Annotated in this window: 18 protein-coding genes; 9 read left to right on the forward strand and 9 right to left on the reverse strand. The window is 38.7% G+C overall.

Annotation, left to right across the window (positions count from 1 at the left end):
* Positions 1-46: 46 nt before the first annotated feature.
* Positions 47-4,921: a hypothetical protein gene (locus CNR22_08500; protein ID PBQ31805.1), complete on the forward strand. Its 4,875-nt coding sequence runs from the start codon at positions 47-49 to the stop codon at positions 4,919-4,921.
* 66 nt (positions 4,922-4,987) lie between these two features.
* Here CNR22_08500 and truB read toward each other — a convergent pair whose 3' ends face one another.
* The 4 genes from truB to CNR22_08520 all read right to left on the reverse strand — a co-directional run bounded on the left by truB (position 4,988) and on the right by CNR22_08520 (position 8,162).
* A complete protein-coding gene (gene truB, locus CNR22_08505) occupies positions 4,988-5,689 on the reverse strand; it encodes a tRNA pseudouridine(55) synthase TruB (protein ID PBQ31806.1) in 702 nt (233 codons plus the stop codon).
* Positions 5,690-5,696: 7 nt separating this feature from the next.
* Positions 5,697-6,650, reverse strand: a complete 954-nt coding sequence (metF, locus tag CNR22_08510; GenBank protein ID PBQ31807.1) for a methylenetetrahydrofolate reductase [NAD(P)H] — start codon at positions 6,648-6,650, stop codon at positions 5,697-5,699.
* Between the two features lie 50 nt (positions 6,651-6,700).
* Entirely contained in the window at positions 6,701-6,934 is a 234-nt protein-coding gene (locus tag CNR22_08515) for a hypothetical protein (GenBank protein ID PBQ31808.1), read from the reverse strand.
* A gap of 64 nt (positions 6,935-6,998) precedes the next feature.
* Positions 6,999-8,162 (reverse strand): hypothetical protein, encoded by a 1,164-nt coding sequence (locus CNR22_08520; GenBank protein ID PBQ31809.1) that lies wholly within the window; start codon positions 8,160-8,162, stop codon positions 6,999-7,001.
* A 104-nt stretch (positions 8,163-8,266) separates the two neighbouring features.
* Here CNR22_08520 and CNR22_08525 point away from each other — a divergent pair, with 104 nt between their 5' ends.
* Entirely contained in the window at positions 8,267-9,001 is a 735-nt protein-coding gene (locus tag CNR22_08525; protein PBQ34857.1) for a 23S rRNA (guanosine(2251)-2'-O)-methyltransferase RlmB, read from the forward strand.
* A gap of 79 nt (positions 9,002-9,080) precedes the next feature.
* The gene (locus CNR22_08530) at positions 9,081-9,956 is read left to right on the forward strand and encodes a pirin (protein ID PBQ31810.1); all 876 of its coding nucleotides are present in this window, start codon (positions 9,081-9,083) and stop codon (positions 9,954-9,956) included.
* A gap of 139 nt (positions 9,957-10,095) precedes the next feature.
* On the opposite strand, the gene CNR22_08535 is transcribed toward CNR22_08530, so the two are convergent.
* From CNR22_08535 to CNR22_08545, 3 genes are all read right to left on the reverse strand, one after another.
* Complete coding sequence (locus CNR22_08535; protein PBQ31811.1) at positions 10,096-10,686, reverse strand: proline hydroxylase; 591 nt, start codon at positions 10,684-10,686, stop codon at positions 10,096-10,098.
* Positions 10,687-10,828: 142 nt separating this feature from the next.
* Positions 10,829-11,173 carry a hypothetical protein gene (locus tag CNR22_08540; GenBank protein ID PBQ31812.1) on the reverse strand — a complete coding sequence of 115 codons (345 nt, stop codon included), beginning with the start codon at positions 11,171-11,173 and terminating at the stop codon, positions 10,829-10,831.
* A 74-nt stretch (positions 11,174-11,247) separates the two neighbouring features.
* A complete protein-coding gene (locus tag CNR22_08545) occupies positions 11,248-12,084 on the reverse strand; it encodes an alpha/beta hydrolase (protein ID PBQ31813.1) in 837 nt (278 codons plus the stop codon).
* Positions 12,085-12,351: 267 nt separating this feature from the next.
* Between CNR22_08545 and CNR22_08550 the strand changes: the two genes are divergently transcribed.
* From CNR22_08550 to CNR22_08560, 3 genes are all read left to right on the forward strand, one after another.
* Positions 12,352-12,582 carry a ferrous iron transport protein A gene (locus tag CNR22_08550; GenBank protein PBQ31814.1) on the forward strand — a complete coding sequence of 77 codons (231 nt, stop codon included), beginning with the start codon at positions 12,352-12,354 and terminating at the stop codon, positions 12,580-12,582.
* A gap of 6 nt (positions 12,583-12,588) precedes the next feature.
* A complete protein-coding gene (feoB, locus tag CNR22_08555) occupies positions 12,589-14,622 on the forward strand; it encodes a ferrous iron transport protein B (GenBank protein PBQ31815.1) in 2,034 nt (677 codons plus the stop codon).
* A gap of 120 nt (positions 14,623-14,742) precedes the next feature.
* Positions 14,743-15,426, forward strand: a complete 684-nt coding sequence (locus CNR22_08560) for a hypothetical protein (GenBank protein ID PBQ31816.1) — start codon at positions 14,743-14,745, stop codon at positions 15,424-15,426.
* Here the strand turns inward: CNR22_08560 and CNR22_08565 are convergent.
* Together CNR22_08565 and CNR22_08570 are read right to left on the reverse strand one after the other, a co-directional pair.
* Entirely contained in the window at positions 15,423-16,127 is a 705-nt protein-coding gene (locus tag CNR22_08565) for a hypothetical protein (protein PBQ31817.1), read from the reverse strand. The genes CNR22_08560 and CNR22_08565 overlap by 4 nt on opposite strands.
* 65 nt (positions 16,128-16,192) lie before the next feature.
* Positions 16,193-17,134 carry a hypothetical protein gene (locus CNR22_08570; GenBank protein ID PBQ31818.1) on the reverse strand — a complete coding sequence of 314 codons (942 nt, stop codon included), beginning with the start codon at positions 17,132-17,134 and terminating at the stop codon, positions 16,193-16,195.
* Positions 17,135-17,181: 47 nt separating this feature from the next.
* On the opposite strand from CNR22_08570, the gene CNR22_08575 reads away from it, so the two are divergent.
* The 3 genes from CNR22_08575 to CNR22_08585 all read left to right on the forward strand — a co-directional run bounded on the left by CNR22_08575 (position 17,182) and on the right by CNR22_08585 (position 20,408).
* Positions 17,182-18,210 carry a hypothetical protein gene (locus CNR22_08575; GenBank protein ID PBQ31819.1) on the forward strand — a complete coding sequence of 343 codons (1,029 nt, stop codon included), beginning with the start codon at positions 17,182-17,184 and terminating at the stop codon, positions 18,208-18,210.
* Positions 18,207-19,166 (forward strand): hypothetical protein, encoded by a 960-nt coding sequence (locus tag CNR22_08580; GenBank protein ID PBQ31820.1) that lies wholly within the window; start codon positions 18,207-18,209, stop codon positions 19,164-19,166. Before CNR22_08575 ends, CNR22_08580 begins: the two co-directional genes overlap by 4 nt.
* A 147-nt stretch (positions 19,167-19,313) precedes the next feature.
* Positions 19,314-20,408: a hypothetical protein gene (locus CNR22_08585; protein PBQ31821.1), complete on the forward strand. Its 1,095-nt coding sequence runs from the start codon at positions 19,314-19,316 to the stop codon at positions 20,406-20,408.
* Positions 20,409-20,525: the final 117 nt, after the last annotated feature.

The following is a 20,525-nucleotide window of genomic DNA, read 5'->3' on the forward strand; positions in this document are numbered from 1 at the left end:
ACGATTTTTAATACTTAATTTAATTCGCTCGAAAATCCAACAACCTATGAAAAAAACCGCGTACCTGTTAGCTCTCTTATTTGCCAGTTCTTCACTGGTGTCTGGAAACTGGAATCCATCCGAAACTGTTAAGTCAACAAACCCTTTTACGGCAAATCTTGGAACGGCAAGCGCTCCATTTGAAAACCCAAAGGCTTTTAAAAGTCCTGCTACTCCGTCTTATAAAAGTAAAATAGGATTTGAAGAAAACAAAGGACAGTGGCCGAACCAGGTACAGTTTAAATCAGATCTTGGAGATGGGAAACGCGTGTTTTTCGAAAAAAACAAATTCACTTACACCCTTTATAATTCTGAAGAAATACATCAGCAACACGAAGACTCACATACAAAAAATAAAAAACAAGCCACTACTTTTAAGTCGCATGCTTTTGAAATGGTTTTTATAAACTCCAGCCTTTACACAGAATTACAAGGCAGCGAGGTAAATGATTTTCATTACAACTATTATATAGGAAACGATCCTTCTAAATGGGCGTCAAACGTTTCTGTTTACAAAAAACTTACTTATAAAAATCTTTATGAAGGAATTGATCTTGTAGCTTACGAGCATGAGAATAATTTTAAATATGATTACATTGTTAGAGCAGGCGCTAAAGCGGCAGATATTCAATTAAAATTTAACAGCGTCAACAAACTTGAAATTCACGGAAAGAACTTGAGTATTTTCACTTCAGTTGGAGAAGTTGTGGAAAGTGTTCCTTATGCTTACCAAAAAATTGATGGAAAAGAAGTAGCTGTGGCGTGTGAATACAAACTTTTAAGAGACGGTCAAACCGTAGTTTTCAGTTTTCCTGAGGGCTACGACGAGCGTTACGAATTGATAATAGATCCTGTTTTAGTTGCTGCAACTTATTCAGGCTCCACTACCTCCAATTACGGTCACTGTGCTACCTATGACAATAGCGGAAATATTTATACAGGCGGAAGAGCATTTGGAAACGGATATCCTGTTACAAGTGGAGCAGCGCAATCCACTTTTGGAGGGAATACAGATATTTGTATCAGTAAGTTAAATCCCACAGGAACTACATTACTGTATGCTACCTATGTAGGAGGTACAGATGCCGACTACCCTCATAGCATGTTTGTAAATAGCAATGGAGAACTTTATGTTTACGGAAGTACAACCAGTACAAATTACCCTGTAAGCAGCGGTGCCTATGACAATTCATTTAACGGTGGATCTTATGATATGGTCGTTACAAAATTTAATTCTACCGGAACATCGATGCTTGGGTCTACTTATCTCGGTGGTTCTGGTGACGATGGTATCAACCTGGGGGCAACAACTAACTTTAATTATGGAGATAATTATAGAGGTGAAATTATCGTTGGCCCTGCAGGTGATGTGTTCATTGCCGGCACCACTACATCAACCAATTTCCCTGTGAGCAGCGGGGCTTACGATGTAACTCATAATGGTAATCAGGATGCAGTAGTTATAAAAATGAACAGTGCACTGACTTCATTAACATGGGCGACTTATTTAGGTGGCACCGGCGAGGAAACGGGATGTAGTCTTCGCTTAAGCCAGGCCGGTGACGTTTATGCTGTTGGACTTACGGAAGGCGGTTTTCCGATCGTATCCGGAGCCCTAACCTCTACTTACCAGGGTGGAACCAGTGATGGTTTTATTGCGCGTTTAAATTCAAGCGGAACCAGTCTTGTTAATTCAACTTATATTGGCACAGGTTCCACGGATATCATTTACTTTTTAGACATCGATGTTTTTGGGGACATCTATATTTATGGTATTAGCCAGGGTACTTTTCCTTTAAGTTTTGGTACTTATTCTAATCCCAATAGTTTAAATTTTCTTCAAAAAATTAATCCAGCTTTAGGTTCATTAATCTATAGTACCATGCTTGGAAACGGAACAAAAAACAATTTTTCTCCAACGGCCTTGATGGTTGACCTTTGTCAGAATGTATACATGGCTGGCTGGGGAAGCTGCACTGGTTATACAGTTACTACAAGCGCTATTCAGGCTACTACTACCGGAAGCGGTTTTCACCTTATGGTACTTGGGCCGGGCGCCAGTAGTTGCGTGTATGGTACTTTCTTTGGGCCGGGTGGTGAACACGTAGATGGCGGCACAAGTCGTTTCGATCCCACGGGAGTAGTTTACCAGTCTATTTGTGAAGGTAGTGCAAGCTTTCCAACAACTTCCAACGCTTACTCTCCCACAAAACTTTCCGGTGGTTATGATATAGCTGTTTTTAAAATAGATTTCCAGTTAAATTGTAATCCGCTTTTTACCAATACAATCATGTGCCTGGGCAAAACGGCTACTATTAGTATTGTGAATGTTAATACGCTTTTAAATCCTACCTATTCTATTCAACCCGGAGGAACGGTTTCAAGCTCACCTTTCTTTACCGTATCGCCTTCTACTACTACTTCATATTCTGTATACGTTACTGGCACCAATGGTTTTAATGCTATTGTTACAAATTCAGGAGTTTCAACAGTTAGTATTGCTCCTTCGCCTCAGGTTATACCAAGTGTTACACAGGCGGTTTGTTCGAGCACCTTTAATGCGTTTAATCTCAACCTCAGCTGGATACCAACCGCAAGCACTCCAAGCTACGCTATCTTTTGGCAACCTATTCCAAATGCTGTTTCAAATGTTACTCAAACGTCAGCCACTGGCATAACGCCCGGAGTTTACAACGCCACTATTACCTCTCTCCCCTGGGGCTGTAAAACCAACACCAGCTTTACCATTAATCCTATCCCCACTTCGGTGTCCTTTAGTTTGACCGGGCCAACGATGATAAATTGTTTTAATTCCTCGGTTACAAGAAGTGCGTCACCGGCCACCTACTCTTACACATGGCTGGGACTCACAGGAAATTACTCCGGCAGCTCAGCTACATTTACACTTGGCCAGGCAGGCAGCTGGACTGTGAATGCGACCGATCCAAGTACCGGTTGCTCAGGTACCCAAACCTTTGCAATCACACAGGACATTACTCCTTCAACTTCTACTGTTACGCCATTGACACAAAACATTACTTGTTCAGTCACGTCTATCATAACCGTAACGGCAACCAGTAACCCTTCTGTAAATATCAGTCATTATTGGATTGCGCCTTCCGGGGGAACTTTAACAATGAATAATAATCCTGCTACTTTTGTCCCAGGATTTCCGGGAACCTACACACACGTTACCGTTAACAACATAAACGGTTGTTTGGTTTCAAAAGAATTTACGGTTTCATCCACCGCTGGCTTCCCTACGTTTAATGTAACGAGTCCGCAAAACTTTACCTTAGGCTGTAGTTCAAAAAGCCTGGCTGTTATTAATATTGTAAATGCGCAAACTGCACCTACACCAGGTGGTTCTGTATCGTATACACTCTTAGCTCCTAACGCAACTACAAATTATATTACGTCTATTCAGGTAACGTATACTGTAAGCGTACCAGGAACTTATACAGTGATAACAAAAGACAATACCAATTTATGTGAAAGTAGATTGCAGGTATCAGTGTTGCAAAACACCATTGGGCCAAATATTAGCGCCAATGTGCCATTAACAAGACTTACCTGCTACACTCCAAGCGTTGTACTCGAGGGTATTAGCACAAATACAACGCCAACTTCTTTTGTGTGGTCTTTCCCGGGTAATCCTGGAAATGTGGCAAGTAACACCATTGCGGTAATCTCTAATTCAGTAGCGGTAACCACTACGTTAATAGCTAATTACACGCTAACGATTACTGACGATAATAACTCTTGTAAATCCACCAGCGTCATTGCCATGGAACAAAATCTCTTCCCTCCCGTTCCACTTATCTCAGGCGCCAGCAGCATTACTTGTAACACACCTACTCTGGTACTTACAAATCAAAGTACAAGCAGCATCCCGGCAATTTTCCCGCATCCCTTATTTGTTCAGGGTTACACTTGGGACGGTCCTAGTCCGCAAGAAGAGCAACAGCTTACAACCACCTATGTAGCCGCAACACCCGGCACATACACGCTAATTGCGCGCGATCTTAACAATGGATGTTTTGCCGTTGGCACAAAAACAATAGATGACTTCAGAGATTATCCGGAAGTAACAAGAACGGTAGATCCCTTCATTTTAGATTGCGGCGATAATGCGCGCCCTATTTTTCCTGATGTTATTACGCAACCAGGCTTAACTTACAGCTGGACAACAGTGCAAGGTTCAACAGTTAGCTCTACAGGTTCAAAAACACTTTCTGTTAACAGATCAGGACAATACAGTATCGTCATTACAAACTCTCTCAATGGATGCTCCACAAGCGCAGTTGTTGAAGTAATAAGCGGCTCATTACAAGCGGCCTTTGTATCAGATCCTATTACAGGCTATGCGCCACTTGCTGTTACGTTTACAAACACTTCTTTCTCTTCTTCAACGCTTACACCAAATGAAAACATTACAACTTACTGGAACTTTGGAAATGCAACTTCTGCTTCGAGCGTGACGCAAAACGTTGTAGGGCCGGTTGTGTATACTCAGCCAGGTACTTATACCACTACCATGTACGCAAGAAAAGGAGAGTGTCTTGACAGCAGTATGGTGCGAATTTCAGTGGAAATTCCTTCAACTTTAGAAATACCAAACATTTTCAGTCCTAACGGTGATGGCAGTAACGACTTGTTCTTTTTAAGAGCCAGCAATCTTTCAGCAATAGATATAATGATCACCGATCGTTGGGGAAATGCGGTTTACGAACTCAAGAGTTCAACAGGAAATGTTGCCTGGGACGGAAAAAACCTTTACGGAAAAGAAGCTGCTAGTGGCGTTTACCTTTATACGCTAAAAGCAACAGGTACCGATGGCTCTAAATACGATAAGAAAGGAACCATCACCCTGGTTAGATAAGTTGAGAATCTAAAAACAAAAAAAGGTCCGGTTCATATAGAGCTGGACCTTTTTTTTAAATTGCTTTTATCCTAAATCGTCAGAAAATTTTTGAGGTGTTACAGCATCCTTTAAATTAAAAGAACCTATACGGGTGCGGCACAAGTTAGTGAGGTGCGCACCGCTTTTTAAAGCTAAACCGAAATCACGCGCTATGCTGCGTATATAGGTGCCTTTGCTACACACAATTCGGAAATCTATTTCGGGAAAACGTATGGCGGTTATTTCAAATTCTTTTAGTTCAATTTCGCGGGATTTTAATTCCGTCTCCACACCTGCCCGTGCCAGTTCGTATGCGCGTTTGCCATCTACCATCACCGCACTGAATAATGGCGGCACTTGCTGCTGAATACCCATGAAACTTTTTGCAGTTTCGAGAATAGCTTCTGTGGTAATATGCTCTGTGGGATAAGTATGATCAACCGGCTTCTCCAGATCATAACAAGGAGTTGTGGCACCTAAAAGAAAAGTTCCTGTGTATTCTTTCTCCATTCCCATCAGGTCGTTGATGGTTTTTGTTTTTTTTCCCGTACAAACAATCAATAAGCCTGTAGCCAGGGGATCCAGCGTACCTGCATGACCGATCTTAGGTTTTATCTTTTGTCCATCAACCATAAACGAAGGATGGTTCTTAATAGCATGCTTGAGTTTGTTAACCGCCTGAAAGCTGCTCCAGGTGTAGGGCTTGTCGATAAGCAACACTTCACCACTATAAAAATTGTAAGTCATTAACAGATCAGAACACTGCTTTAGCCACAGCTTTAGTGGTTTCAGAAGCACCCATGGTATAAAAGTGTAAACAAGGCACATTGGCTTTTACCAGTTCTTTACTTTGCTCAATACACCATTTTACTCCTATTTCTTTAATTTGTTTATCGTCTGTACATTTTTCAAGCTCCTCATAAAAAGGTTGGGGAATATCACACTGAAAAATTTTAGGAAGTGCCGTAATTTGTTTTTTACTGGTTAAGATTTTTAATCCTGGTATAATGGGAACCGTTATGCCGTGTTCTCTGCACAGGGCTACAAATTCAAAATATTTTTTATTTTCGAAAAACATCTGTGTTACCACATATTCAGCACCAGCATCTACTTTCGCTTTCAGATTTTTTAAATCAGTAATGATATTCGGTGCTTCAAAATGTTTTTCGGGATAGGCCGCAACTCCAATACAAAAATCAGTAGGGGCTGCATCCGTCATGTCATTATCGATATAATGACCTCTATTCATTTCTCCAATTTGTTTTACAAGATCCAGTGCATACTCGTTCCCTCCCGGTTCTGGCACAAACGACGCTTCTGTTTTTATGCTATCGCCACGTAATGCCAAAACATTATCAATTCCTAAAAACTGAAGATCTATCAAAGCATTTTCGGTTTCTTCTTTCGTGAAGCCACCACAAATTATATGAGGCACCGCGTCAACATTGTATTTATTCATAATCGCAGCACAAATTCCAACAGTGCCGGGGCGCTTACGAATACTCACTTTTTCAAGATAACCGCCCTCGCGCTTTTTATAAATGTACTCTTCCCTATGATAAGTTACATCTACAAATGCCGGGTTAAATTCCATTAAAGGATCAATACCGTCGTAAATACTTTGAATACTTTTACCTTTTAATGGTGGCAAAATTTCGATCGAAAAAAGAGTTCTTTCAGTTTGACTCAGTTTCTGCGTTAATTTCATAATTCTTCTGTATGCTGAATGTGCCGTCTCTAGGGAAGACCGCAGGAGGATTAATTTACGGAAATAATACTTTTAATTTCTGGAACGGCACGCCTGATGGTTTCTTCAATGCCTGATTTCATAGTCATGTGACTCATGTTACAAGTTTTGCAGGCACCCTTTAATTCTATCCTCAATATCTGATCAGATGTAATCTCAATAATTTCCACATTGCCTCCATCTGCTTCCAGGTAGGGACGAATGGTATCCAGCGCATCTTCAACTTTACGGTACAGCGTATCCATCTTTCTAAATTTAGGCTTAAAGATACGAGATAAGAGGGACTTAACAAAAAGCTGTAAAATCCTTTCAATAATAGGACACCGAGGCCTTATAAACCTTTTTAAGCTTCGATTTTTTGTAATGGTTGATTGTAAATTCCGTGTCTTTGGAAAATACATACTCTATTTTACCATACTCTTTGTTGTTCTTGCCGGTTTGCAAACAAAAATGGGGTAAACCACGATCATCAAACGATTCCGTGCGCGCGTAAGTGCTCTTACCGGCTTTGTCTAAATACCGGGTTTCTTTATTTTTTATAAGTTTTCGCGTGCTGCCGTATACCGAATAACCGATAATTTCCTGATGTACGAGATTTCCCTTTTTGCCGTAGATCTTAAAACTTCTGTAGGCCTCCAGGCTATCGGGCTCATGAACAGAATAAAGAAGTACTTCGGCTCCTTTTTTTATGCTGTACATGTGATATTCACTTAGTACATCTTCACCAGTCGTCTGATGATAATAACTCACCCTTTTAGTAACCTCCTTATCCGATCCGGTATTATATTTCGTAACAATCTTTCTTCCTTTATTATCATAGCCTTCAGACGTGCAAATGGTTGTTGTGTCTTTCTTAGCGATCTTTCCCCGCTCGTCACAGCTATAGTTCCAGGTATACTTTAATTTGTCTTTTTTATAAAATCTGGCGCTCGCTAATTTTTTATCTTCAGTATAAGAATAGAGATAGTACGACTTTAATTTTTTAATACCCTTTTCAAAATAAAAATTCTCATTTTTTGCTAGTGTAGAATCTTTGTTGTAAGAATAAATTGTTTCCCGCTCGGGCCTGCCCTTACTACTACTTTTTACTGAACTGAATTGCCTGGAATTGTAGTAAGTCCAGCTCTGTGAATACATCAACTTATTTTTAGGGTTAAAGTGTTTGGTTTCTACTAAATTATCCTTTGCATCGTAAGCATACTCATGAAGATAAGATTTGTTTGTGCGATACACAGCTTTGGTAACTAAACCCTTTTCATTAAAATAAAACGCGTCCTCTTGTTTTCCTTTGAGAACTTCCGTAAATGTTATCTGCTTGAGTTTTTTTGTTTCTGTAAAGTTCTCTAACCATGGATACGTCCATCTTAAATAACTTATGTGCGTAAAATCGCCAACGGTTGCGGCATTCTGTTTTTCCTGGCTTTTTGTAAAACCAAATGAAATCAGGCTGATAAAAAGAATAAGTTTCTTCATATTATGGGTTTGTGCCGTTATAATTCAAGGTTATTAAAATGGTTACAAAAAAAAGCATTTTTTTCTATTTGTTTAATGGCTAAAATTTGATGTACTTTGTTTTAATGGAAGAAGAGAATTTAATATTTGGCACGCGCGCAGTTATTGAAGCCGTGGAAGCAGGAAAAGACATTGAAAAGATTTATATTCAAAAAGGATTATCCAACGAACTATATCATCAGTTAAGAAGTGCCCTTAAGGGGCAGGCGGTTCCAATTCAAATCGTTCCTCCTGAAAAATTAAAACGCATTACCGATAAAAATCATCAGGGTGTAGTGGCATATTTAACGGAGATAACCTATTACAGTGCAGAAGAGCTTTTGTCAACAGTTTTTGAAAAAGGAAAAATACCACTAGTTCTGATTCTTGACAGAGTTACGGATGTACGAAATTTCGGCGCTATAGCCAGGGGAGCAGAATGTGCCGGTGTAGATTTTATTATTATTCCAAGCCGTGGTGCCGCGCTGATAAATGGCGATGCTATTAAAACAAGCGCCGGAGCTTTGCACCGTTTAAAAGTTTGCAGAGAAGATAATTTAAAAGTGACTTTGGAATTTCTAAAAGAAGCAGGTCTTCAAATCATTTCCTGTCACGAAAAAACAGACACTCTTATTTACGATGCTGATTTCACAAAACCTACCGCAGTTATTATGGGCAGCGAGGAGAATGGAATTAGCAACGAATATTTAAAACGCAGCGACATGCAGGTAAAAATTCCAATGATCGGAAAAATTGCCTCCCTAAATGTTTCCGTAGCCTCAGGCATTGTTTTATTTGAAGCAGTGAAGCAGCGATTGTAAATTCAACTTTCTTAATCTACCTTATTGGCTGCCCTCTCTGTCTCAACGTACCTTTATACAGCGATTTTTCACAGATCTTGTGAAGAATCAGAAAGGAAAAAATACAATGAAAACTTATAGAGAAGTAAAAGCAAGTATCATGGCACCTGAGGTTCAAATGGGCTCAACAACCTTACGTCAGGCTTTCCCGGTTAATAGTTTAGAGCAGGTAGATCCTTTTATTCTATTACACCATTTTGATTACACAAAAGGTCCTCACGAACATGATTTTAGTGTTCCGCCTCACCCACATCGTGGTTTTTCGCCTATTACTTTTATTTACGAAGGAGCAGTGCAACACACCGATTCGTTAGGAAATGATCGTGTTATTAATGACAACGAAGTACAGTGGATAAACGCCGCGAGGGGGATCATTCATGGCGAAAAAATAGGAAAAGAGTTTGCTGAAAAAGGCGGCAGATTTCAGGGCATTCAACTGTGGATCAATACACCAAAGGCTCATAAAATGGATCCGCCGTCTTATCAACCCATTACCAAAGACGAAATAGTATTGGTTGAAAAAGAAGGGGTTGAATTCAGAATTGTGTCTGGTACCTATGAAGGAAAAAAAGGTCCTGCCAAATCGGATGTTTTCACTGCTATGTTGCGTATGAAAGCAGGCAGCAACTTCAACCTAAAATTTCCTGCTACTAACAACGTTGCTATTTATGTTTTAGAAGGACAATTAAGAATCAACGAAGAACGTTTTGCTGCGCAACACCAGTTACTTCTTTTTAAAAATACAGAAGGCGAAATTTTAGTGCAGGCCAATGAAAATGCAAAATTATTAATCATGGCTGCAGATCCAATTAATGAACCCCTGGTAACACACGGACCTTTTGTGATGAATACACAAACAGAAATTTTGGAAGCCATGCGTGATTATCAAAACGGTAAAATGGGGTTTCTGTATTAGCTAGTGTTTGCCGAATAATTAAGGCGCCACGATCACTTAGAAATTATTGGACGTAGAACCAATTTAGTTGAAAGTAAACTAAAATAAGCGTTCCAACTGTCCTTATTGGCTAAGTGTCTAAACTTTCGTTACAACACTATTACCCTTTCAGCCACCCTGTAATACTCAGGCGTGGCTGATTGGTTTTAAGAACTTCATGAATGAGCTCATTACTTTTAAAAAAAACTGTTTTACCCTGTGTTGGCGAAATACTTTGATTTGTTTCTGATTGTTGAATGACTAATTCTCCCCCGTCTTCTTTTTGCCAGTTAGCATTTAAATAAGAAATCATAGAATATTTTCTGCCTGAATTATTTAAAAACTGATCGCGGTGTTTACTGTAAAATGCACCTGGAGCGTAGAGCGAATAATGAAATTCGTAACTGGTAATTCCCGCGTAACAACTTCTGTTTAGAAATTCAACAAAATCTTCCACCAGATCAAAAAACTCATTCTCGTAAATATTGTTGTGGTCGCGGTCAAGCCAGTAAATTCTGTCGCTCCGCGTGTTTAAGTTGTGCTGAAGCGTTTTGCTATGCCCGGTTGCTGCCGCGGCCAATAGATTGTCCCTTTCCAATAAAAGCAGGTTTGCCTTTAAATTGTTTGCAAGGGCTGCACTTAGAAAACTCTCCGAGATTCCAATATTGGTTTCAATAAAACTTGTGATCAGGTTTTCAAAATCTGTTTCCATGGCGCGCGGCCTGAAATGACAGACAGTTAAAGGTAGTCTAATTAACGGTTATAACACTTCGAAAATTCCCTTCCTTTCTATTTATCGCAGGTAAATCAAGTAAAAGAAAGAAACTCAAAAAGCGTAACAGGAATATAGCGCTCTAAAACCTCACCCGGTAAACGTCCATGGAATTACGCTTTATTCCCTTTACTTCAAAACCACCTTCCTGCGGAATTATCTCTTTAAGGTCGAAAGCCGTGCAACCTCTGCTCAATCCTTCAAAAATGAGTGTAAATCCTTTACCATCATTGAGTGTCCATTGGGGTGCAAATGAAATATTAAAAGCTGTAATTAATTGAGCGCGTTTACCTGTTCCTTGTTCTATTAAGAAAGTAGAGGGCCATACTCTGTAGGCGTAATCGTCTCCGCAAGTGCAGTGTACAATGGTTTGACGTTCCTCGTCCTGTAGTGTTTTTACTTCAACTAATTCCTCTGTTTCTGTCATCAATGCAAAATTACAAATTAAGTAGTGATAGAATTAACAGAGAAGCTATAAAAAACGTTCAGGGGAAAAACAATTTAAAAACATTTTCTTAGAAATTTCCGGAGCTCTTTATTCACAATTTTAGAGGATTCTAAAAAGCCAAAATGGCCGTCGTGCTCGAGGTACAGAACACTTTTATTTTTGATGAGATGGGTTTGTTCCAGCAATTGTGCATAAGGTAACACATTATCTTGTTCACCAATCACCATCATAATGGGATATTCTACCAAACCCAAAATAATGTCTCTGCCTGGTCTATCACGCATACCGTGCAGTGCTGCCACTATCCCTCTTTTTGTTGTTTCTTTAGCGATTTTTGTTGCAAAAGAAATTTCTTCGCCAAGGTATTTTAAGTTTCTGGTAGCAAATAAATTACGGATGCTAGTCTTGGTATATACTGTTTTATTCGAGCGAACTAAATTTATGGCGCGTAAACGGTCTGCTTTTTTTTCTTCACTATCTGCGTAAGCCGTGCTGTGAAATAAACAAAGTCCTTTTAAATTATCAGGAAAGAGATCGGCGAAGGCAAGTCCCACATATCCTCCCATACTATGACCAACAATCACATACTTTTTTAATTTTAAACTATCCATCACCACTTTCACGCATTTGGCCATGAGCTCCATGCTGTGCACATAGCCGTAGCACGGACTATTACCGTGACCGGGCAGATCGATTGCTATAACACGGTAAGACTTTGTAAGATCATCTGCTGTCGTTTTCCAGATTTCATGTGAGCCTAAAAACCCATGCAGGAGAATGACCACTCTGCCCTTTCCTCTATCGGAAAAGGTTATTTTTTCTTTCTTAAAAAAAGCGGTTTTAAGCACAAAGATCTTCTTAATTCTTGCCTTAAAGTAATAAAGAAAAATTTATCCCATAAAAAATCTTTACAAACTATTAAGATGCCGGAAGGCAATGATCAATAGCAGCACCAGGGGTTGCCCCAGATATACTGATGAACCTGGCCAGCTAGGTTCTCTGAAATAAGGCAAAAAAAGCTCTTAAAGAACCGTTTTTTATCTATAAATCAAGCTTTTTCAGCTTTTAAGCCTATACACTTCTATAAATTAGGCTTAAGCTGCATACCTTATTTAGGGTATACTTGACTTTTTATTAATTCCTTAACTTTGAGGTATATGATATTATCCCTCGCAGATCTAAAAAAAGGACAAAAGGCTATGGTGAAATCCTTCACCAATGATGCTTTGAGTTCAAAATTGATTGAAATGGGCTGTATGCCCGGCGAATCTTTTATTCTTTCAAGGATAGCACCCCTGGGTTGCCCGCTTGCGATTAACATTGCGGGTTACGAATTGAGCTTACGCAAAGAAGAAGCAGCCTCGGTGTTGATTGAATTAGTCGCTTAATCATTTTTGCCTCCTTTAAAACAAAATACTCATCTAAAGATTGCTCTTTTGGGTAATCCCAATGCAGGTAAGTCCAGCTTATTTAACGGACTTACAGGTTTAAATCAAAAAACAGGAAATTACGCCGGTGTAACTGTAGACCGCCAGGAAGGGACCACAAGCTTTTCGCTGAGTGATCGGAAATTTACTTTTTCCATAATTGACTTGCCAGGCATATACAGCTTGTTCCCAAAATCCAATGACGAGGAAATAGCTTGCAAGACCTTACTTGACCCGAAAGAAAAAATTGATGTGATTGTGATTGTTGCCGATGCTACAAATTTAAAACGCAATCTTTTACTGGCCACGCAACTTATCGATCTTAAATTTAAAACAGTTGTTGCTTTGAGTATGATGGATGAGGCAGAGAGCCAGCATGTTCTTATTGACATTAAAGGTCTTGGTGAAACCCTTGGCGTGGAGGTATTACCCGTGGATTCACGTCACCACGTTGGTTTTTCTAAGTTAAAGGAAGCCATTGTTTCTGCTCAGGCAAGTAATAGTTTTTTTTATGATTTAAATGCCCCTTTTTTACAGAAAGAACATACTTACAAGGAATTTATTGAGGCCTCTTTAAAAGATAAAACCGGCACTCAGGCGCTTGAAAATGCTGATAAGATCTATCGCTTCAACACCATTAATTACATGGTGGCGCGTTATGTAAAAAGTCCCGAGCAATTATCACGTAAAGAAATTACTTCCAAGATCGATGCAATTACCACGCACAGAGTTTTTGGTTATGTTATTTTACTTGCCGTTTTATTCTTAGTTTTTCAGTTTATATTTTTCATTTCAGAAACACCTATGAATTGGATTGAAAGTGTGTTTCTGAATTTTGCCGATTATGTAAAAAACCACTTGCCACCCGGCCAATTAAATGACCTGCTTGTAAATGGCGTTATCGTTGGCATTAGTGGTGTAGTGATGTTTGTTCCACAAATTGCATTTCTGTTTCTATTTATTGGTTTTCTCGAAGACTCAGGCTATATGGCGCGTGCGAGCTTTATCATGGACAAGGTGATGCGTCGTTTTGGATTAAATGGAAAATCCGTCATCCCACTGATCAGTGGAACAGCCTGCGCAGTGCCATCTATTATGGCAACACGTTCTATCTCGAATTTAAAAGAAAGGCTGATCACCATTTTTATTTTACCACTCATTAGCTGTTCGGCGCGACTTCCGGTTTACACTTTACTTATTGCAGTGCTTTACCCGGACAGTAAATTTTTAGGCGTTTTTAATTCGAAAGGCTTAGTACTCTTTTTATTATACATGCTTGGCTTTGTCGTAACCCTTTTAACCGCCTGGGTTTTAAAGCGTGTTGTGAAGATTAAAGAAACATCTTTTTTTGTAATGGAACTTCCTGTATACAGATGGCCTCAGCCTAAAAATATTGGGATTATGGTTTACACGAAAGTGAAAGTTTTTATCAGGGAAGCAGGAAAAATAATCCTGGCGATCTCTATAGTGCTATGGTTTTTAAGTTCGCATGGCATAAGCAAAACTTACAAAGCATTAGAGGCGCAAAAAACAGCTTTGGAAAATTCTGCGCCATCACAAGAAAACACAACTCTTTTAAAGAAAATTGAAACTCAAAAATTAGAACATTCATTTATTGGAAATCTCGGTCATGTAATAGAACCTGTTATTCGTCCACTTGGTTTTGACTGGAAAATTGGCATTGCTCTTATTACTTCCTTTGCAGCCCGCGAAGTTTTTGTAGGAACAATGGCAACCATCTATCAAAATGAAGATGATCAAAATACAGAGGGTATCAAACAAAAATTGCTTAACGAAAGAGATGAATATGGCCATGTAAAATACACAGCTGCTGTATGCTGGTCTTTACTTTTGTTCTATGCTTTTGCTATGCAGTGCATGAGTACTATCGCCGTTGTTAAACGCGAAACCAAAAGCTGGAAATGGGTTTTTGCTCAACTTGCATTTATGTCAATACTCGCCTATTCCTCTGCATTCGCGGCGTACCAGCTTCTTTCTTAAATTGTTTCACAACAACCGTCTTGTAAAGGATCACCTGTTAATGCAGGATCATCATTTAATGTTAAGTTAACATTGATTTGGCTTAGGCTTAAACTTAAAAGTTAAACTTTACTTTCTGTGATGAGTGTGAACCGGTCAGCCATAATTTTTGTAGATAATTCTATTAACGGAATTTTTAAAACCGTGGAGGGCCTAAAGCGCAGCTTCGAATCAATTTCTATTTTTAACCAGGAAAAAGATTTCCTGGAATTTCTCGAAACCAACCGGGCAGATGTTATTTTTTTAAATCTTGATCTTCAACCCAACGATGCCGTTGCGCTTTGTAAAGAGATCCGCCAACGTAATTTTGAAGCTAATCCGTTCATTGTTATTTATACGGATAAGCAGGATGACTTCGTACAAGAACTTGCCTTTAATTCGGGTGTGGATTCTTTTATTAATTTCCACAACAAAGTTTCGGTAATGGAATTGTTTCTCAAAAATCTGTTACGGAGACGCGTAAAAATTAAGGACGATCTTAAAAGAGAAGTTGTTATAGATAACGAACGCTACCTGATTTTTAAAAATGGTGTAGCTTTCCAATTGCCCCGCAAAGAATTTAAACTCTTCGAATTACTTTATAACAGCTCTGAGAAGTTCTTCAGTAAAACTGAAATTGCCTCCAGCATCTGGAACGATGAAACCATAGCCAACAAACGTACAATCGACGTTCACGTTTATAATATCCGTCAATTTTTCGGCAAACGCATCATTCAATCACAAAAGGGAAAAGGTTACAGGATCAACAAAAAACTTATAGGTTAAACACCAAGTTTTATTCCTAATCCAATACGTGTAAAAAAATATTGTGTTGGCCAGAACATGGTTCTATCATAGCTTATATTCATACCTGCCTGAACATTCATATAAAACTTTGTTCCAAAAAAATTCTTTGCAAAAAAACAAGGTTCAAAAGAAGTGTTTTGCTCAAATCCAGAAAAATCGTTGATTTGTTTCTTTGCGGAACTTAAACTAACATATTGATCCCAGAAAAAGTTCTCCTTTAAAGAAATGCCAGCCATCCAGGAGGGGTCGGATGAATCATTCGTAAAAGCGAAATACACCTGCACCATTAATTTTTGAAAATTACCGTTAGTTCGCAGTGTTAGGGCTACCGAATCTACAAACTGCATATAGTCCCAGTTGTAAGCACCCATGCCATAACCGGTATTAAATCCATAAACGCATTTTTTCCTGGAACCGTAAGTGCCTAAAGCCAATTCACAATTACGCTGAAAATTACTCTTGTTGTTTGTATATGGAAGAACCTGCACATTAGCCATAAGACTAAAGCGGTTGAATGGAGAATACGCTATACTGGCACTTGCAGACTTTAATCCAACAGCTGTTTCTCCTTCAAAATGTTTAGCTTTTGTTATAGAGGGAACAAAATGAGGTGAGGGCGTGTGGAGCGACGCGCAGGAGTATAGAAAAAAGGATGCTAGCAGTCCCAGATATTTTCTCATGCTTAGCCTAATGTATAGATATCTTTTCTACTAACTCCAGCTCAGGGGTTTTATTGTGCAGAACTTTATTTTTGATTGATAATGAGCTTTTTCAGGACCACAGACGCCTCCGAATAAATTTTCACAAGATAAAGTCCACTTTTAAAGGCTGAGAGATCCAGGACATAATTACCCTCCCACGCCTTTGGAAATTCCTCGCGAAGAAGTTTTCCTTCTGAAGAAAACAACTCCATTTTTTGAGTATTATTGGTCTTTTGCAGGATAAATTTTCCATCCTCTGATGGATTTGGATAAAGATTTATGCTCGGGTTTTTTTGTTCAGACAAGACTCCCACTGTTGAAACAGAATTGGTTAGCGAACCTATAAAAGAAAAATTATCTATCGCGAAACTTCCCCCGGAGGACTCTGCATTCCAGGCGTAAATACGAAACGTAACTTTATTAGTAAGCGCATTAAAAGCCGTTCCAAACTTAATTTCACTGCCTCTCTGGTCTGACGACGCAGAAACTGAATCATAATTCCAGGAAAAAATATCCCCTGGAATAACAGAGAGTTTTGTTGTTGTTCCAGTGAAAGCTGCGAGATTATTGATATAATTATCCTGATCTGACCGCATGCAATAGTGCCTGATTCCCGTTCCTGATCTACGGATGGTAAAAGTTGCCGAATTCAAACTTAAAGTATAGCCTTGATCGGGCGTTAAAGTTACTTCATAATAAACAGTAGGAGAAAGCGCTCCAGTAAAATTCGAATAGTCATCTGTTGCGTTAATTCCTCCCAGGGGCCAACCGGTAAAAGAAAAACGCCCCGAGGCACTCGGATTTAACGAAGTTCCATTGGCCGAAAAAGAACCACAACTTAAACCGCTAAGTGTTGGCGTAAAACTTGGATCCACTGTTCCACTGCTGGTAGTTACTTCCGGAAAGCCATACGACACCACAAAATTTTGAGCCAGTGTAGAGACTTTAAAGATTGTTAAGCAGATAAAGACTAAATTTTTTATCATGGCAATAAGTTTTTAAATTTATGGAAAAATAGACAATAGCCAAGCCCATGTTAAACAAAGTCACTACAGTAGTTCTATTTCTTTTTGTACTTACCATTTCCAAAGCCCAACATGAAGACGGTCTTGTAAAATGGTTGACCTTAAAAGAAGCGCAACAAAAAAACAAAGAAGTTAGCAAACCTATACTTATTGATATTTATACAGATTGGTGCGGCTGGTGCAAACACATGATGAAAACCACTTACTCCAATGAAGGGCTTGCCAATTACATCAACACACATTTTTATCCCGTAAAATTTAATGCCGAAACAAAAGACACCATTGAATACAACGGCAAAATATACAAACCTCTTTCTCCCGATCCTAAAACCCCTCACGAACTAGCTGTAAAATTTTTAGGTCAGAAGTTAAGTTATCCTTCTACCATGTTTGTTACCAATAATTTTGAGTTTAACCTTTTAGCTCAAGGTTATCTTGAAGATAAAAAAATAGAACCTATGCTCATCTTCCTGCTGGAAAACACCTGGCAGACCAGTGTGTACGAAGAGTTTAACAAACATTTTACCAATACGTTCTACGATACCGCTTTTCCAAAAACAGCCGTTAAGGTTTATAGCATAGAAGAAGTAGAAAAATTGCAGGCTAAAAAACCAAAAAAAGTTCTGGTTACATTTAGCGCCGAATTTTGCAATACATGCACGGTGATGAACAAAACAACATTTGTTGACACGAGTATTGCTTCCTATATCAACAAGAATTTTTACCTGGTTGAATTTCATGCAACACGCAAAGACACCGTTATGTTTAAAAAAGAAAAGTACTTTCCTGTTATAGTAAATAATTTTCCGCTTCACAGTCTGAGTTTAAAACTCACCAATAACCGTTTGGCATTTCCTTCCCTTTGTCTTTTAGATGAACAGTTAAATACCATTGATGTCTTAAATTTTTACCAGTCACCTGAACATATAAAACCAATTTTGACTTATATTGCAAGCGATAGTTATAAGACAAAAAAATTCAACGATTTTATGCAGGAGTATTTGAATCCAAAAGCCACTAATACAAAGAAAAAATGAAGCCAGCCACCATTCACCATTTGAATACGGGCCTGATTATTTTCTCTTGCCTTGTTTCGTTTTTTATTCCTTTCGAATTATTTCTTTTCTCGTACGGTATTCTCGGTCCACTGCATTACCTAACAGAAATAGGATGGCTTCACAAAAAAAATTACTTCACTAAAGGAAAGTATGATTTTCTCTTTTTAGTGGGAGCCTGTGTTATACTGGTTTACTGGAATTATAACCCTCCAAAAGATTTTGGAATTTCCGCCGATATTATCTTCCTGAGTTTATTTTCGTGTATAGCTTTTGTTTTTATAAAAGACTGGCTTTACCGTTTTGTAGTAATTATTCTGGCCTTTGTGTTTACAGGCTTTTTAAATAATTCGCCACAGTTTTTTACCTGGGTAGCGATCTTTCTGCCTACCATCATCCATGTATTTATTTTTACATGGGCATTTATGCTTTTCGGTGTTATTAAAGAACGTTCCATTCCCGGATTAATTTCTATTCTTGCATTGATCGCATGTTCTGTTTTAATCATCATGATTCAACCTACCAATCTTTATTACACGGTTAGCGATTACACTCAAAAAAGCTACCAACGTTTTGGTGATTTGAACTATCAGCTGATCAATTATTTTAATATGGATCAGTTGACCAACATCCGGCAAATTTTTACCACGAATGCCGGCTTTGTGATCATGCGCTTTATAGCCTTTGCGTACACCTATCATTACCTCAACTGGTTTTCTAAAACTTCAGTTATTAAATGGCACCAGGTTCCTAAAAATATTCTGTTCGGCACACTTGGCTTGTGGTTGATTTCCATTTCGCTTTACATTTATGATTACAATCTTGGTTTACAGGTTTTATTCTTTTTGAGTTTTTTACATGTTTTTCTGGAATTCCCGTTAAATGTTGTCTCCTTTACGGGCATTGGAAAAGCGGTGGTTTCACTGGGCAAGAAATGAGATCTCTGAATGCGCGTGATTAATCGATCAACCGGAAGGTTGCGTCGATCAGTTGAAATTTTGTTAAACACAAGCAGATTTACAAAATTAGAAATTACTTAATTAACACTCCCAACCTTAAAAACAGGGGCGTTGAAGTTTGATTTGATGTGTTTTTTCGTTAACTTTATAATTCACATCAATTTTTTTCTATTCATGCGTAGTGTATCTCTCATCCTGGTTCTCTTATGTTCCACTGCCCTGTACTCTTATCCCATTGATGATTCTCTGGTAAAGAAGTCGAATTTGCGTGTTGTATTTGACGGCACAAATGCCCGTGATTACTGCAAGAGCATTGTAGGAGTTCTCAATCCACAAACGAATTGTACTGAAAATTACATCTTCGATAAATCTATTTATAATTTAAAAGTAGATACCCTGCCTCAAATAAAATTCTGGCGCGACATTATGAATATGCACCAGGATACAGCCTTGATCTGTGTTGCCAATTCGCGTTGTATTCTTCAAAAAATATCCTTAAAAGACTGGAATGCAAAAAGTGATTCCGCAAAAAAATATTATAAAGACAGTGTGCGCCTTACGAGAAATCTTGATACCACTAGTCGTATTCTTCTGACTTCGGGAAAAAAATTCTTCTACGACTTTGATAAAACCTCTGTAAATTTTGATAAAGGCATTCGTTGTTTTATGCAGAACGACGTTGATCCCTGGTACGCCCAGGCTATTCTTCTTATCGAAAGTCCTAACAAATTACAAAAATCAAACGTTGGCGCGTATGGATCGTTTCAGTTAATGAGAGACGTGGCCAAAATGTACGGACTCAAAGTAAATAAAACCATAGATGAGCGTGCAGACTTTGAAAGAAGTGCCTATGCGGCCAGTTCATTGCTAAAATACATCTGTATACCAAGAGCTCGTCGTATGTTGGATTCGTTGCGCATTAACAACTATGATGAGCAGGATCTTTGGTTCAGATTATTGGTGATGCACGTTTATCACGCTGGTGCCGGCAATGTGCAAAGGGCTTTATTTTCTTTTTGTCCTACAGAAGGTAATATGGATCTGATCTATACACTATGGAGAACACAGGCGGGAAAATTTAAAAGCTCTTCACAAAATTATTCTCAACTGGTATTGGCTGCTATGCTGGAAATGAACGACAGAAATCCATCTCTGGATAAAGCTGTTTTTCTGAACGCTTCGCTGGAAGATCAGCTGAAGTTTGTGCCTTCGAAGAATTAGCAACGAAGGCGGCAAACTTTTCTGAAGGCACTGACGCTTAAATGCCACAGATTTCTCTGATGAGGGCTTCTAAAAACAAAAGAGTTTTTTTGTTAATCTCTGGTATATCCAGATTTC

This window comes from Sphingobacteriaceae bacterium (genome assembly GCA_002319075.1).
Taxonomy (GTDB): Bacteria; Bacteroidota; Bacteroidia; order B-17B0; family Aurantibacillaceae; genus Aurantibacillus.

Bases quoted from the DNA above. Each gene is read 5' to 3' on its own strand.
- CNR22_08500 (PBQ31805.1), top strand. From the start codon at position 47: ATGAAAAAAACCGCGTACCTGTTAGCTCTCTTATTTGCCAGTTCTTCA.
- truB (PBQ31806.1), bottom strand. From the start codon at position 5,689: ATGACTTACAATTTTTATAGTGGTGAAGTGTTGCTTATCGACAAGCCC.
- metF (PBQ31807.1), bottom strand. From the start codon at position 6,650: ATGAAATTAACGCAGAAACTGAGTCAAACTGAAAGAACTCTTTTTTCG.
- CNR22_08515 (PBQ31808.1), bottom strand. From the start codon at position 6,934: ATGGATACGCTGTACCGTAAAGTTGAAGATGCGCTGGATACCATTCGT.
- CNR22_08520 (PBQ31809.1), bottom strand. From the start codon at position 8,162: ATGAAGAAACTTATTCTTTTTATCAGCCTGATTTCATTTGGTTTTACA.
- CNR22_08525 (PBQ34857.1), top strand. From the start codon at position 8,267: ATGGAAGAAGAGAATTTAATATTTGGCACGCGCGCAGTTATTGAAGCC.
- CNR22_08535 (PBQ31811.1), bottom strand. From the start codon at position 10,686: ATGGAAACAGATTTTGAAAACCTGATCACAAGTTTTATTGAAACCAAT.
- CNR22_08540 (PBQ31812.1), bottom strand. From the start codon at position 11,173: ATGACAGAAACAGAGGAATTAGTTGAAGTAAAAACACTACAGGACGAG.
- CNR22_08550 (PBQ31814.1), top strand. From the start codon at position 12,352: ATGATATTATCCCTCGCAGATCTAAAAAAAGGACAAAAGGCTATGGTG.
- CNR22_08560 (PBQ31816.1), top strand. From the start codon at position 14,743: ATGAGTGTGAACCGGTCAGCCATAATTTTTGTAGATAATTCTATTAAC.
- CNR22_08565 (PBQ31817.1), bottom strand. From the start codon at position 16,127: ATGAGAAAATATCTGGGACTGCTAGCATCCTTTTTTCTATACTCCTGC.
- CNR22_08570 (PBQ31818.1), bottom strand. From the start codon at position 17,134: ATGATAAAAAATTTAGTCTTTATCTGCTTAACAATCTTTAAAGTCTCT.
- CNR22_08575 (PBQ31819.1), top strand. From the start codon at position 17,182: ATGTTAAACAAAGTCACTACAGTAGTTCTATTTCTTTTTGTACTTACC.
- CNR22_08580 (PBQ31820.1), top strand. From the start codon at position 18,207: ATGAAGCCAGCCACCATTCACCATTTGAATACGGGCCTGATTATTTTC.
- CNR22_08585 (PBQ31821.1), top strand. From the start codon at position 19,314: ATGTGTTTTTTCGTTAACTTTATAATTCACATCAATTTTTTTCTATTC.